The sequence below is a fragment of the Pseudomonas sp. B21-023 genome (assembly GCF_024749165.1).
Lineage (GTDB): Bacteria > Pseudomonadota > Gammaproteobacteria > Pseudomonadales > Pseudomonadaceae > Aquipseudomonas.
Window position 1 is genome coordinate 5,811,108 of the sequence record NZ_CP087190.1, and the last position, 14,068, is coordinate 5,825,175.

A 14,068-nucleotide genomic window follows, 5' to 3' on the forward strand; every position below is an offset into this window, starting at 1 on the left:
ATTCGGTTCCTCACAGGCCTGCGTGGGCGGCGATGGCGGCGGCGATGGCCAGGGCCAGCTCTTCGGGTTTGCGCTTGATCGAGTAGTTGGTCAGTTCAGGGTGGCTTTCGACGAAGCTGGTGTTGAACTGGCCGCTACGGAATTCCGGGTTGCGCAGGATTTCCTGGTAGTACGCGGCAGTGGTCTTGACCCCCTGCAGGCGCATGTCGTCCAGGGCCCGCAGGCCGCGGTCCATGGCTTCTTCCCAGGTCAACGCCCAGACCACCAGTTTCAGGCACATGGAATCGTAGAACGGGGGAATGGTGTAGCCGGTGTAGATCGCCGTGTCGGTACGCACACCCGGGCCGCCCGGGGCGTAGTAGCGGGTGATCTTGCCGAAGCTGGGCAGGAAGTTGTTCTTCGGGTCCTCGGCGTTGATGCGAAACTGCAAGGCAAAGCCGCGGTGCTGGATATCTTCCTGCTTGATCGACAGCGGCAGACCGGAGGCGATGCGGATCTGCTCGCGAACGATGTCGATGCCGGTGATTTCCTCGGTGATGGTGTGTTCTACCTGCACCCGGGTGTTCATCTCCATGAAGTACACCTCGCCATCAGCGAGCAGGAACTCCACGGTACCGGCGTTCTCGTAGTCCACCGCCTTGGCCGCGCGCACGGCCAGGTCGCCGATGTAGGCACGCTGCTCAGGGGTCAGTTGCGGGCTCGGGGCGATCTCGATGAGTTTCTGGTTGCGGCGCTGGATTGAGCAGTCGCGCTCGAACAGGTGCACCACGTTGCCGAAGCTGTCACCGAGAATCTGCGCCTCGATGTGCTTGGGGTTGACGATGCACTTTTCCAGGAACACTTCCGCCGAGCCGAAGGCCTTGGTGGCCTCGGAAATCACCCGGGGGAAGTTCTGTTCCAGTTCCTCGCGGCTGTTGCAGCGGCGAATCCCGCGCCCGCCGCCACCGGAGGTGGCCTTGAGCATCACCGGGTAACCGATGCGATCGCCTTCCTGCAAGGCTTCATGAATATCGGCGACGTTGCCTTCGGTGCCGGGGGTGACCGGCACGCCGGCCGCGATCATGGTGCGGCGCGCTTCGGTCTTGTCACCCATGCGGCGAATGACATCGGCGGCCGGGCCGATGAACTTGATCCCGCGTTCAGCGCAGATCTCCGCCAGTTCGGCGTTTTCCGACAGGAAACCGTAGCCGGGATGTAAGGCATCGCAGCCGGTCTCGACAGCAAGGTTCACCAGCTTGCGCGGGTTCAGGTAGCCGGCCAGGGGCTCGGCACCGATGCTGTAGGCCTCGTCGGCGCGCTTGACGTGCAAGGCGTGGCGGTCGGCGTCGGAGTAGATCGCCACGGAGCGAATGCCCATCTCGGCGCAGGCACGCACGATCCGTACTGCAATCTCACCCCGGTTGGCGATCAGGATTTTTGTTATCACTGGAGTCTTCCCAAAGCCGTAGGAACAGACGATCCGGTTCTACCGGTCGGCGCGTGACCAGACGTCGCTGGCCAGTCGCATATTCACCCTAGCGCTGACGGTCGATAAACAAAAATCAATATTTGTTAGAGGCAGCATAAGCAAAAGCTTATAGTTGGGTAACAAGGTTTTGCCGGAGCACCGCAAAAAATGCGCAAGTCATTGATGCGTATGACTTTACGTCAGTTGCAGATCTTCAACGAAGTGTGTGATTTGCGCTCCTACAGCCGGGCGGCCGAGGAGATGGCGCTGACGCAACCCGCCGTTAGTCTACAGATCCGCCAGCTCGAGGAGCTGGTTGGCCAGCCGCTGTTCGAGTATGTCGGCAAGAAGCTCTACCTGACCGAGGCCGCCGAAGCGCTGCAACGCGCCAGCCGGGATATCTTCGGGCGCCTGGAGAACCTCGACATGCAGCTGTCGGACATGCAGGGCTCACTGCAGGGCCAGCTGAAACTGGCGATCGAGTCCAGCGCCAAGTACTTCGTGCCACACCTGTTCGCCGCCTTCAAGCAGCGCCACCCGGAGGTCAACCTCACCCTGACGGTGGTCAACCGTGCCCAGGCGATCAGGCGCCTGTCGGACAACCGTGACGACCTGGTCATCATGTCCATGGTGCCCCAGGACATGGGCCTCGAGTTCCTGCCGTTCCTGAACAACCCGATCGTCGCCGTGGCACCGCCGCAACACCCGTTGTGCAAGCCGGACAGCCTGCGCCTGCAGGATCTCGAGCCGCACACCTTGCTGGTCCGTGAACAGGGTTCGGGCACCCGCAAGGCCTGCGAGGAGTTTTTCAAGGACAAGCGCGTGCATTTCACCCAGACCCTCGAGGTGGCCTCCACCGATGCCCAGCGCGAATGCGTGGTGGCCGGGCTGGGCATTGCCCTGCTGACCCGCCATGCGGTCAACATGGAACTGGCCACCGGCATGCTCAGGGAGTTGCCGGTGGAAGAGCTGCCGTTGTACCGCAGCTGGTGCCTGGTGCAGTCCCGGAGCAAGCGGCAATCGCCGGTGGCCCTGGCGTTTCAAGCGTTCATCCGCAGCGAACGTGCAATGATCAGCGGGCTTGTTGAGCGTTTCTCGGGGAAGTTGCCGCCGATACCTGCCACACCGTGAGGTTCTGCAGGTCAGGGTAGTCGGCCAGTTCGCGCAACAACTGGCGTTGGTCGCAGTAGCATTCGATCGCGCGGCGGTACTCCATGCGGCGCTGATCCTTTTCCTGCTGCTTGCGAGCCTTGGCGTTGGGTTGGTACACACCGTCGTGATCACGTGCCATTGCCTGTCTCCCAGAAAGGATGCGGGGAGTTTCAGGGTGGGCCTTGGGGTTTACGGTTTAACGGTGAAACGATGACAAAACCGTGACGCTTGAGGAGAAGCCCGCTCCCACGCCAGTCGCATATACGAACAGCGTGCAGGTCAGTCGTCGGTCGCCTTGATCGACTTGGGCGACAGGCGCAGGCTGCGCAAGCTGCGTTTCACGCTCTTCAGGTGGTTGACCAGGCTCGGCCCGCGGGCCATGGCCACGCCCATGGCCAGCACGTCGATCACCACCAGGTGGGCGATGCGCGAGGTCAGCGGCGTGTAGATCTCGGTGTCCTCGTGCACATCGATGGCCAGGTTGACCGTCGACAGCTCGGCCAGCGGTGTCTGGCTCGGGCACAGGGTGATCAGGTTGGCACCGCTCTCGCGCACCAGGTTGGCGGTGATCAGCAGGTCCTTCGAGCGCCCCGACTGGGAAATGCACACCGCCACATCGCCCGGCTTGAGCGTGACAGCCGACATTGCCTGCATGTGCGGATCGGAATAGGCCGCCGCGCTGAGCAGCAGGCGGAAGAACTTGTGCTGCGCATCCGCCGCGACCGCGCCCGAGGCACCAAAACCATAGAACTCCACGCGCTGGGCCTGGGCCATGGCCGTCACCGCCTGCTGCAAGGCTTGCGGGTCGAGGTGCTCGCGCACTTCCATCAAGGTATGCAGGGTGGTGTCGAAGATTTTCAGGCTGTAGTCGGCGACCGAGTCGTCTTCATGGATGGCGAACTGACCGAAGCTGGCGCCGGCAGCCAGGCTTTGCGCCAGCTTGAGCTTGAGATCCTGGAAGCCCGAGCAACCGATCGCCCGGCAGAAGCGCACGATGGTCGGTTCGCTGATCCCCACGCTGTGCGCCAGGTCGGCCATCGAGCTGTGCATGACGGCAGCCGGATCGAGCAGCACATGGTCGGCCACTTTGAGTTCCGATTTGCGCAGCAGGTGCCGCGATTGGTCGATATGTTGCAACAGATTCACGGGCTGGACTCGGTTATGATCGGCGTGCCGGGATGTAGCTTTCTTGTAGTTATACTACATGCTTGCCAACCCGCCCAGCTAATCGAACGTGGAGAGTGGTGGTTTGACGATTCCTTGCGACATCCTGGTCTTCGGCGGCACGGGCGACCTGGCCCTGCACAAACTGCTCCCGGCGCTCTACCACCTGTATCGCGAAGCCCGCCTGCACACGGCCGTGCGGATTATCGCCCTGGCCCGACGCAACCTGCCGCGCACCGACTACGTCAAGCTCGCCGAGCGCCATTGCCGGGCGCAGGTCGCCCGCCAGGACTTCGACGAAGACGTCTGGCAGCGCTTTTCGGCGCGGCTCGACTACTTCCCCATGGACGCGGCGCAGAGCGCCGACTTCGGCCGCCTGGCCCGCTACCTGGGTGAGCCCGGCGGCCTGACGCGGATCTTCTACCTGGCCACCGCGCCCAAGCTGTTCGTGCCGATTGCCACTCACCTGCGCATCGCCGGCCTGGCCGACAGCGAAGCGCGCATCGTGCTGGAAAAGCCCATCGGCCACTCGCTGGAGTCGGCCACCGCGATCAACGAAGCGATCGGCGCGGTGTTCGACGAATCCCAGGTCTTTCGCATCGACCACTACCTGGGCAAGGAAACCGTGCAGAACCTCATGGCCCTGCGCTTTGCCAACGCCTTGCTCGAGCCGGTATGGCGCAACGGCCAGGTCGACCATGTGCAGATCAGCGTCTGTGAAACCCTCGGTGTGGAAAACCGTGGCGCCTACTACGACCGTGCCGGCGCCACCCGCGACATGCTGCAGAACCACCTGCTGCAACTGCTCTGCCTGGTGGCCATGGAGCCCCCCTCGGAGTTCGAGGCCGAGGCGGTACGCGACGAGAAGGTGAAGATCCTCCGCGCCCTCAAGCCCATCACCGGCCAGGACGTACAGGACAAGACCGTGCGCGGTCAGTACGGCGCCGGCAAGATCGGCGGCCAGGAAGTGCCGGCCTACTATTTCGAGAAGGACGTGGACAACGACAGCGACACCGAAACCTTCGTCGCGGTCCAGGCGCACATCGACAACTGGCGCTGGGCCGGCGTGCCGTTCTACCTGCGTACCGGCAAGCGCATGGCGCGGCGCTCCTCGCAGATCGTCATCCAGTTCAAACCCGTGCCGCACGAGCTGTTCAGCGGCGGCCAGGTCAACCAGCTGCTGATCCAGCTACAACCGGACGAGCACATCAGCCTGCGCATGATGACCAAGAGCCCAGGCAAGGGCATGCGCCTGGCGCCGGTCGAGCTGGACCTCAACCTGGCCCAGGCCTTCGCCCAGACCCGCCGTTGGGAGGCCTACGAACGGCTGTTGCTGGATGTACTCGAAGGCGATTCGACGTTGTTCATGCGCCGCGACGAGGTCGAAGCCGCCTGGGCCTGGATCGACCCGATCCTGCAGGGCTGGGAGGAGCATTTCCAGGCGCCGCGCCCTTACCCCGCCGGCAGCAATGGCCCGGAACAGGCCAACAGCCTGCTGGCGCGCCTGGGCCAGGCCTGGCACGCCTAGCCCAGGTCGGCGGTCGAACGCCCCAGCAGCGCCTTGAACGACGCGGCATCGACCGGCCGGCTGATCAGGTAGCCCTGCACCTCGTCACAGCCGTGCTCGCGCAGGAACTGCAGCTGCTCACGGGTTTCCACCCCTTCGGCCACCACCTTCAATTGCAGGCTCTGCGCCATGGCAATGATCGCCCGGGTGATGGCCGCGTCCTGCGTGCCTTCGAGCAGGCCGCGGATAAACGCCTGGTCGATCTTCACGTAATCGACCGGGAAACGCTTGAGGTAGCTCAGTGACGAATAACCGGTACCAAAATCGTCGATGGCCAGCTTCACCCCCAGCGCGTGTAGCTGCTCGAAGGTGGCGATGATGTGCTCGACACTGTCCAGCAACTGGCTTTCGGTCAGTTCCAGCTCCAGCAGGTGCGGCGCCAGGCCGGACTCCTGCAGTACCTGACGCACCAGGCTGACCAGCTTGCCCTGGCGCAACTGGTACACCGACAGGTTGACCGAAACACGCACTTCCAGGCCCTGGCGCAGCCACTCGCAGGCTTGCCAGCAGGCCTGGCGCAGCACGAACTCGCCCATGGGCGCGATCAACCCGGTTTCCTCCGCCAGACCGATGAACTCGCTGGGTGGCACCATGCCCCATTGCGGGTGCTGCCAGCGTACCAGGGCCTCGGCGGCGTGCAGCTGGCCGGTGCGCAGGCACAGCTTGGGCTGGTAGTAGACCAGCAGTTGGCCTTCGTCGATGGCCTTGCGCAACTGGTTCTCCAGTTGCAGGCGCTCCAAGGTGCTGGCACGCAGGCTCTCGGTATAGAACTGGAAGCTGTCGCCGCCCAGATGCTTGGCATGCTGCTTGGCCATGTCGGCCTGGCTGACCAGGGCATTGAGATCCAGGCTGGCGTCGGACAGCAAGCTGATGCCCACCGAGGCGCTGATCACCACCTCGTGCCCGCCCACACGCAGGGGCACGCGCAGTTTGTCCAGCAGCCGGGTGGTGACACGCACCAGGCTGGATAAGTTGGTATAGCCGTCGAACAGCACCGCGAACTCGTCGCCAGACAGGCGCGCCACGGTGTCGGCCTCGGGCACCGCGTTGGCCAGGCGCTGGGCCATCTTCTTGAGCAACTGGTCGGCCAGTTCATGGCCCAGGCTCTCGTTGAGCAGCTTGAAGCGGTCCAGGTCGACGTGCAGCAGCGCCAGGCTGCGGCCATTCAGGCGCATGCGCTGCGCCGCCTCGTGCAGGCGCAGGCGGAACAACGCACGGTTGGCCAGGCCGGTGAGGTCGTCGTAATGTGCCAGGTAGCGCAGGCGCTCCTCAGATTCTCGGCGCGCCGACAGGTCGGTGAAGAAGCCGACGATATTGACGATGCGCCCCCGCACATCGCTCACGCTGTTGAGCTGCAACCATTGGGGGTAGAGTTCGCCGCTCTTGCGCGCCTCGACCAACTCACCCTGCCAGCGGCCCTGCTGGTCCAGCGCCTGATCAATGGCCTGGCTGTGGCGCCGGGCGTCACGGCTGCAGGGCAGCTCCAGGGCGTTGCGGCCTATCAGCTCGGCGCGGCCATAGCCAGTGACATCGCAGAAGGCCTGGTTGACCGCCAGCAGCTGGAAGTCGGCATCGAGAATGGCGATCCCCTCGCTGGCTGCCTCGAACACCGTCGCGGCCAGACGTTGCTGCTCCTCCTGCTCCTTCTGTACGGTGATATCACGACGGGTGCCCAGCATGCGCAGGACCTTGCCCTGGGCATCGGATTCCACCGCCCGCCCACGGTCCTCGATCCAGCACCAGTGGCCCTGGGCATGGCGCACCCGGTACTCGACCCGGTAGTCCTCGGTGCGCCCCTTGAGGTGTTCGACCAGCGTGCGCCGCAGCAGCGGCAGGTCATCGGGGTGCAGCCGCGGCTTGAGGTCGGCGCGCACCGAACGGACCTGCTCGGCGTCGAGGCCGAACAGGGCATGCAGTTGCGTGTGATGGACCTCGTCAGTCTCCAGGTTCCAATCCCACAGCCCCAGCTCGCTGGCCTGCAGGGCCAGGGCCAGGCGCTGCTCGCTCTTGCTCAGGGCCTGGTTGGCCAGGTCCAGTTCATGGCTGCGCTCGGCCACGCGCTGTTCAAGGCCGGCATGGGCCTGGCGCAGGTCGTCCTCGGCCTGGCGGCGCTGGGCGATTTCGGCGCTGAGCTTGCGGTTCAGCCCCTCGCTGTGGCGCTGGGCGCACTGCAGATGTTCGATCAGGGCCTGGTTCTGGAAGCGACGCAGCAAGCCACGCTCAATCAGGCGATTGACCTGCCAGGCCACCACCATCAGCGCCACCAGCAGGATCAGCCCCAGCCACCCCCAGCCACGCTGGTGCCCGGCGTCATAGACGAAGAGAAACGCGATGGGCGGCAGCAGGCACGGCACCGCGAAGCTGAGGAACGCCGGTAGGCTGACCGCGTAGGCGACACTGGCCGACAACGCCGCCGCCCCGAGCAAGCCGAACACCCAGGCCTGCTGCACGAAGTTGTCCGCCGGCGCCAGGGCTATCACCGCACTGGCCAAGGTCAGTCCGCTGAACGCAGAACCGAGCAGGAACATCCGCCGCCAGACTGGTTTGGCCTGACGAACCGGTGTCGCCGATTCGAAGGCCGCCACCTGGATCACCCTCAGCACCACCAGTGCCAGCAGCCAGGCCATCCACACGCCAACCAGCAGATAGCGACCAGGGCCCCACAGCAGCCAGGCGCTGAGCAGGCCGTTGAGCAGCATGAACAACGTGGGCAGCAGAGAGCCCTGGTAAAGCAGGCGAGTACGCTCGATCGACAGTTGGGTGGCGAATTGCCTGCGAACGCTCCGTGTCGTCTCCGGCGATGCTCCGATCGCCATGCAATCCTGGGTCATATGGCTGGATTCTTTTGAGTTCTTGTTATGGCTGACCACAAATGTGCAGGGAGAATACACAAGCGTCGCGTCAGACCAAACTGCTCTACGTCATGATTTGGAAAATGTCTTGTCCGTCCAGGTCTGACCGCTCAACCACGGGGCGCTGCCAGCAGCGCCGATGAACGGTAGATGGCCTGTGCGGTGATTTGCAGCGCGGGCGTTTGCCCCTGCCTGCGCGCGGCCATAGAATGCCCGCATGCATAATGACGACCTCTCCCTCCTGCTGAACTCCCTCAACGACGCCCAGCGCCAGGCCGTGGCGGCCTCCGTCGGGCGCCAACTGGTGCTGGCCGGCGCCGGCTCGGGCAAGACCCGCGTGCTGGTGCACCGTATCGCCTGGCTGATCCAGGTCGAACAGGCTTCGCCGCACTCGATCCTGTCGGTGACGTTCACCAACAAGGCCGCGGCGGAAATGCGCCAGCGTATCGAGCAACTGCTGGGCATCAATCCGGCCGGCATGTGGGTCGGCACGTTCCACGGCCTGGCCCACCGGCTGTTGCGGGCGCACTGGCAGGAGGCAGGGCTGGCGCAGAACTTCCAGATCCTCGACAGCGACGACCAGCAGCGCCTGGTCAAGCGGGTGATCCGCGAAATGGGCCTGGACGAGCAGAAATGGCCCGCGCGCCAGGTGCAGTGGTTCATCAATGGCCAGAAGGACGAGGGCCTGCGCCCGCGGCATATCCAGGCCAGCGGCGACCTGTTCCTGGCCACCATGCGCGACATCTATGTCGCCTATGAACAGGCTTGCGACCGCGCCGGGGTCATCGATTTCTCCGAACTGCTGCTGCGCGCCCTCGACCTGTGGCGCGACCAACCGGACCTGCTCAGGCATTACCAGCGCCGCTTCCACCACCTGCTGGTGGACGAGTTCCAGGACACCAACGCCGTGCAGTACGCCTGGCTGCGCCTGCTGGCCTCCGGTGGCGACAGCCTGATGGCGGTGGGTGACGACGATCAGTCGATCTACGGCTGGCGCGGCGCCAAGATCGAGAACATCCACCAGTACACCGCCGACTTCCCCGACGCCGAGTTGATCCGCCTGGAGCAGAACTACCGTTCCACCGGCGGCATCCTCAAGGCGGCCAACGCCCTGATCGCCAACAATAGCGGCCGTCTGGGCAAGGAACTGTGGACCGACATGGGCGAGGGCGAACCCCTAACGCTCTACGCTGCGTACAACGAGCACGACGAAGCGCGCTACGTGGTAGAGACCATCGAAAGCCTCATCAAGCAGGGCAACGCTCGCGACGAGATCGCCATCCTCTACCGTTCCAACGCCCAGTCGCGGGTGCTGGAAGAGGCCCTGCTGCGCGAACGCATCCCCTACCGCATCTATGGCGGCCAGCGCTTCTTCGAACGCGCCGAGATCAAGAACGCCATGGCCTACCTGCGTCTGCTCGAGGGCCGCGGCAACGACGCGGCGCTGGAGCGGGTGATCAACGTGCCGCCACGCGGCATCGGCGAGAAGACCGTCGAGGCCATCCGCGAACACGCCCGCCACAGCCAGCTGTCGATGTGGGACGCCATGTGCCAGCTGCTGGCTGCCAAGGCCCTCAAGGGCCGCGCCGCCAGTGCGCTGGGTGCCTTCATCGAGCTGCTCGAGAACCTCGCCGCCAAGGTGCTGGACATGCCACTGCACCTGATGACCCAGACCGTCATCGAACAGTCCGGCCTGATCATCTACCACCAGGAAGAAAAGGGCGAGAAAGGCCAGGCCCGGGTGGAAAACCTTGAGGAACTGGTCAGCGCGGCGCGCAACTTCGAGACCAGCGACGACGACGCCGACCTGTCGCCACTGTCGGCGTTCCTCGGCCATGCCTCGCTGGAGGCCGGGGACACCCAGGCCGACGAGCACGAGGACAGCATCCAGCTGATGACCCTGCACAGCGCCAAGGGCCTGGAGTTCCCCTACGTGTTCCTGGTGGGCATGGAGGAAGGCCTGTTCCCGCACAAGATGAGCCTCGAAGAACCCGGCCGCCTCGAAGAAGAACGGCGCCTGGCCTACGTGGGCATCACCCGGGCCATGCGCCAGCTGTTCATGACCTACGCCGAAACCCGTCGCCTGTACGGCAGCGAAACCTACAACAAGGTGTCGCGTTTCGTCCGGGAGATTCCGGCCGGGCTGGTGCAGGAAGTGCGCCTGTCGAATACCGTCAGCCGCCCGTTCGGCGGCGCCAAGACGCCCGCGAGCAGCCTGTTCGCCAACGCCAGCATCCCGCAGACCGCCTTCAGCCTTGGCCAGCGGGTGCAGCATGCGGTGTTCGGCGAAGGCGTGATCCTCAACTTCGAGGGCTCCGGTGCCCAGGCGCGGGTGCAGGTGAACTTCTCCGAAGGCAGCAAATGGCTGATGCTTGGATACGCCAAGCTGGAAGCCATCTGAGCCCAATCGCGGGGCTTGCCCCGCGATGACCTTTCATACAACGCCCGTCCGCATTCCCGACTATCAGGCAAAAGCTCGAAACATGTTGTCGCTGGCTATGTCTGCCGGTTCATGTGCACCATGACGCGCGTGCAATCCACACAAACGGGAATCCCCAACTTATGCAACGTTTTCTTAGCATCGCTCTGGCGCTCTGCGTCGGCCTGACGCTGAGCCTCGACGCCAACGCCAAGCGCTTCGGTGGCGGCAAGAGCTCGGGCTCCGCCCCTATCCACCAGACCCGCCAGGCAACCCCGACCACCCCTGCCGCCGCCCCAACCGCGCCAGGCCGCGCACCCGCTGCCGCCAGCGGCGCCTCGCGCTGGCTCGGTCCACTGGCCGGCCTCGCCGCCGGTGGCCTGCTGGCCTCCATGTTCATGGGCGACGGCTTCGATGGCATGCAGATCCTCGACTTCCTGATCATGGGCCTGATCGCCTTCCTGGTCTTCCGCTTCATCGCCGCGCGACGCCGCCAGCAGCAGCCGCAACACGCTGCCGCCGGCCATGCCCCGTACCAGCGTGAAGCGCAGCCGCAGGCCGCCCCGCAGACGATCTTCGGCGGTGCCGCCGCACCGGTTGCCGCGCCTACGATCAACGCCCCAGCCTGGTTCAACGAAGCCAGCTTCCTGGCCGCCGCCCGTTCGCACTTCCAGTCGCTGCAGCAGCACTGGGACGCCAACGAGATGGACAAGATCGCCGAGTTCGTCACCCCGCAGATGCTCGAGTTCCTCAAGCGTGAGCGCGCGGAACAAGGTGAAGGCTTCCAGTCCACCTACATCGACGACCTCGATGTGCAACTGGACGGCGTAGACGACCGCGCCGACCAGACCGACGCCACCCTTACCTTCCGTGGCGTGTCGAAGACTTCGCGCTTCGACCAGGGCGAAGCGTTCAGCGAAAGCTGGCACATGGTTCGCGCCCAGGGCGAAAACCAGCCTTGGCTGCTGGCCGGTATCCGCCAAAACGGTTAACCGTCGCACGTTGCAGAAAAAACCCCGGGCCTGTCCCGGGGTTTTTGCTTTTGCCAGAGCGGCCTACTAGGGTATAACGCGCAGCGTTGTCATAAGGTCAGAGGATGTGAACCGTGGAAGAAGTGATCGAACAACTCCGTGAAGCCAACGAGCCGGTACCGGTGCCGCTGGAACTGCCGGACGAGGATCAGCTGGTCGAAATCGAGGAAGAGCTGTTCATCAATATCCCCTTCGTGTTCAAGGAATACCTGCTGACCGTCAGTGACGTGGTGTACGGCAGCCTCGAGCCGGTGACCGTGACCGACCCGCAATCCCACACCTACCTGCCGGAGGTGGCGGCCAATGCCTGGGACGCCGGCGTGCCCCGCGACCTCATCCCGATCTGCCAGGACGGAGACGATTTCTACTGCGTTGAAGAGGACGGCACCGTGGTGCTGTGGTCCGGTGAAGAGGAAATCGTCACCGAGGAAAGCTGGGAATCGGTCTGGCACTGGGCGCGGGATGTCTGGCTGGAAAGCTGAATGAGAAATACCCGCACAAAGTGATGGCTTATAGCTACCAATCACTCGTAGAATCGCCAGGCTCTCTGCGCCTGGCGACACTGCTACCGCTCCATCCCCTCGGACGACGGTGAAATCTTGCGCAGAAAGCGTTAACCGCTCCCTCAGTGCGAATGATCGCGGCTGTTCTCCAACGTCTCCAGCAACGCCACCTGCATTCGCGTATGCACACGGATCAGCCAGCGCCACAGCAGCGCCACCACCACCGCCGCCACTACCCCGATGATCAGCAGCAGTTCGCTGGTCGGCAGAATGCTCGCCGACAAGGCTGACAGCAGCAGGAAGATCACCAGCAGTGACAACAACGGTATCACCTCGGCAATTACCCGCCGTACACGCTGGGTATGCCGCCCCGCCATCTCGGGTTTGACCCCCATCTCCGCCAGCAGCATCGACAGCGCCTTGAGCTTGCGATAGGCGGCGATCAGGAACGGCAGCGACAGCAGCAGCGCCGCGCCCCAGATCAGGGCCTTCTGCTGACCGGCATCCGTCACCCATTCGCTCAACCAGGCGCCGATACGCCCGGCAAAGTAGCCGCCACTGAAGAAGATCGCGATCACCAGCGCCAGGTTAACCCCCACCTGCAACAAGATGCGCCGGATCATCGCCGCCAGCATGGCCCCCTCGCCTTGGGGCTGAATACTGCGCAACCACTCGCCGTACAGTGAAAGCACCCGTGCCAGACGGCTTGGTACTACCTTGCCCAGCTTGATCGACAACGGGTCGGCGGCGCGAATCAGGTAGGGTGTGAGCAAGGTGGTGATGGCCGAGACAGCCACCGCGACCGGGTAGAGGAAGTCGCTGGTGACCTGCAGGGTCATGCCCAGGGCGGCGATGATGAAGGAGAATTCACCGATCTGCGAAAGCCCCATCCCCACACGCAGTGAAGTGCGCCCATCATTGCCAGCAATGAAGGCCCCCATGCCGCAGGAGAGCATCTTGCCCAGCACCACCGCCAGGGTGATGACCACGATCGGCCAGGCGTACTCGAGCAGGATCGACGGGTCGATCATCAGGCCGATGGCCACGAAGAAGATGGCACTGAACAAGTCGCGCACCGGCTCGATCAGGCGCTCGATCTTCAGCAGCTCACGGGACTCGGCCATGATCGCGCCGATCAGGAAGGCACCCAGCACCATGCTGTACTCAAGCTTGACCACCAGCAGGCAGAAGCCGAAACACAGGCCTAGCACGGTAATCAGCAGCATCTCGTTGCTTTCGAACTTCGCCACGTAGGCCAACAACCGCGGCACCAGCAGGATGCCGATGACCAGCGCGACGATCATGAACAGCGACAACTTGCCCACGGTCGAGAACACCTCGCCAGAGCTTACCGTGCCACTGACGGCTATGCCCGACAGCAGCGCGATGATACCGATGCCGAGAATGTCCTCGACGATCAGCACGCCGAAGATCAGTTGGGCAAAGCGCTCGTTCTTCATTTTCAGGTCGTTGAGCGCCTTGACGATGATGGTGGTCGAGGAAATCGCCAGGATCGCCCCGAGGAACAGCGAATCCATGGTGTTCCAGCCAAACCAGCGACCTATCTCGAAACCGATCCAGATCATCAGGACGATTTCCAGGAAGGCGGCGATGAATGCCGTGGCGCCGACCTTGAACAGCTTGCGCAGGCTGAACTCCAGGCCCAGGCAGAACATCAGGAAGATCACCCCCAGTTCGGCCAGGGTCTTGATCGTGTCTTCGTCGTGGATCAGCCCGAACGGCGGCGTGTGCGGCCCGATGATGAAGCCGGCGACGATGTAGCCCAGCACCACTGGCTGCTTGAAGCGATGAAAGAGAATGGTGACCACCCCGGCAACCAGCATGATCACCGCCAGATCCTGGATGAAGCTGATGGCATGCATGGCGTGTTACTCCTTGTTTTCGATGCTGGGGCTAACCGCTCCTCTACCGG

General features: G+C 63.8%; 10 protein-coding genes. 5 read left to right on the top strand and 5 right to left on the bottom strand.

Annotation, left to right across the window (positions count from 1 at the left end; all coding sequences use genetic code 11):
• Window positions 1-10 precede the first annotated feature (10 nt).
• Window positions 11-1,426 carry an acetyl-CoA carboxylase biotin carboxylase subunit gene (locus LOY42_RS26170; RefSeq protein ID WP_023630199.1) on the bottom strand — a complete coding sequence of 472 codons (1,416 nt, stop codon included), beginning with the start codon at window positions 1,424-1,426 and terminating at the stop codon, window positions 11-13.
• A gap of 189 nt (window positions 1,427-1,615) precedes the next feature.
• On the opposite strand from LOY42_RS26170, the gene LOY42_RS26175 reads away from it, so the two are divergent.
• A complete protein-coding gene (locus LOY42_RS26175; RefSeq protein WP_046857620.1) occupies window positions 1,616-2,578 on the top strand; it encodes a LysR family transcriptional regulator in 963 nt (320 codons plus the stop codon).
• Here LOY42_RS26175 and LOY42_RS26180 read toward each other — a convergent pair.
• Both LOY42_RS26180 and hexR read right to left on the bottom strand, forming a co-directional pair.
• Window positions 2,520-2,738: a PA3496 family putative envelope integrity protein gene (locus LOY42_RS26180; RefSeq protein WP_258599650.1), complete on the bottom strand. Its 219-nt coding sequence runs from the start codon at window positions 2,736-2,738 to the stop codon at window positions 2,520-2,522. The genes LOY42_RS26175 and LOY42_RS26180 overlap by 59 nt on opposite strands.
• Before the next feature lie 140 nt (window positions 2,739-2,878).
• Window positions 2,879-3,745: a transcriptional regulator HexR gene (gene hexR, locus LOY42_RS26185; protein ID WP_023630201.1), complete on the bottom strand. Its 867-nt coding sequence runs from the start codon at window positions 3,743-3,745 to the stop codon at window positions 2,879-2,881.
• A 103-nt stretch (window positions 3,746-3,848) separates the two neighbouring features.
• On the opposite strand from hexR, the gene zwf reads away from it, so the two are divergent.
• Complete coding sequence (gene zwf, locus LOY42_RS26190) at window positions 3,849-5,291, top strand: glucose-6-phosphate dehydrogenase (protein WP_102683416.1); 1,443 nt, start codon at window positions 3,849-3,851, stop codon at window positions 5,289-5,291.
• On the opposite strand, the gene LOY42_RS26195 is transcribed toward zwf, so the two are convergent.
• Entirely contained in the window at window positions 5,288-8,146 is a 2,859-nt protein-coding gene (locus LOY42_RS26195) for an EAL domain-containing protein (RefSeq protein ID WP_139674793.1), read from the bottom strand. The two genes, zwf and LOY42_RS26195, sit on opposite strands and share 4 nt — an antisense overlap.
• A 253-nt stretch (window positions 8,147-8,399) precedes the next feature.
• On the opposite strand from LOY42_RS26195, the gene uvrD reads away from it, so the two are divergent.
• From uvrD to LOY42_RS26210, 3 genes are all read left to right on the top strand, one after another.
• The gene (gene uvrD, locus LOY42_RS26200; protein WP_258599651.1) at window positions 8,400-10,583 is read left to right on the top strand and encodes a DNA helicase II; all 2,184 of its coding nucleotides are present in this window, start codon (window positions 8,400-8,402) and stop codon (window positions 10,581-10,583) included.
• A gap of 161 nt (window positions 10,584-10,744) precedes the next feature.
• On the top strand, window positions 10,745-11,593 hold the full coding sequence (locus LOY42_RS26205) for a Tim44 domain-containing protein (protein WP_139674788.1): 849 nt from the start codon (window positions 10,745-10,747) through the stop codon (window positions 11,591-11,593).
• Window positions 11,594-11,706: 113 nt separating this feature from the next.
• Window positions 11,707-12,114: an SMI1/KNR4 family protein gene (locus LOY42_RS26210; protein ID WP_023629684.1), complete on the top strand. Its 408-nt coding sequence runs from the start codon at window positions 11,707-11,709 to the stop codon at window positions 12,112-12,114.
• A 143-nt stretch (window positions 12,115-12,257) separates the two neighbouring features.
• Here LOY42_RS26210 and LOY42_RS26215 read toward each other — a convergent pair whose 3' ends face one another.
• Entirely contained in the window at window positions 12,258-14,018 is a 1,761-nt protein-coding gene (locus LOY42_RS26215) for a cation:proton antiporter (protein ID WP_139674785.1), read from the bottom strand.
• Window positions 14,019-14,068: the final 50 nt, after the last annotated feature.

What these genes read in the sequence shown, in the direction of transcription:
- LOY42_RS26175 (WP_046857620.1), top strand. Translation starts at nt 1,616, where the DNA reads ATGCGCAAGTCATTGATGCGTATGACTTTACGTCAGTTGCAGATCTTC.
- LOY42_RS26180 (WP_258599650.1), bottom strand. Translation starts at nt 2,738, where the DNA reads ATGGCACGTGATCACGACGGTGTGTACCAACCCAACGCCAAGGCTCGC.
- LOY42_RS26195 (WP_139674793.1), bottom strand. Translation starts at nt 8,146, where the DNA reads ATGGCGATCGGAGCATCGCCGGAGACGACACGGAGCGTTCGCAGGCAA.
- uvrD (WP_258599651.1), top strand. Translation starts at nt 8,400, where the DNA reads ATGCATAATGACGACCTCTCCCTCCTGCTGAACTCCCTCAACGACGCC.
- LOY42_RS26205 (WP_139674788.1), top strand. Translation starts at nt 10,745, where the DNA reads ATGCAACGTTTTCTTAGCATCGCTCTGGCGCTCTGCGTCGGCCTGACG.
- LOY42_RS26215 (WP_139674785.1), bottom strand. Translation starts at nt 14,018, where the DNA reads ATGCATGCCATCAGCTTCATCCAGGATCTGGCGGTGATCATGCTGGTT.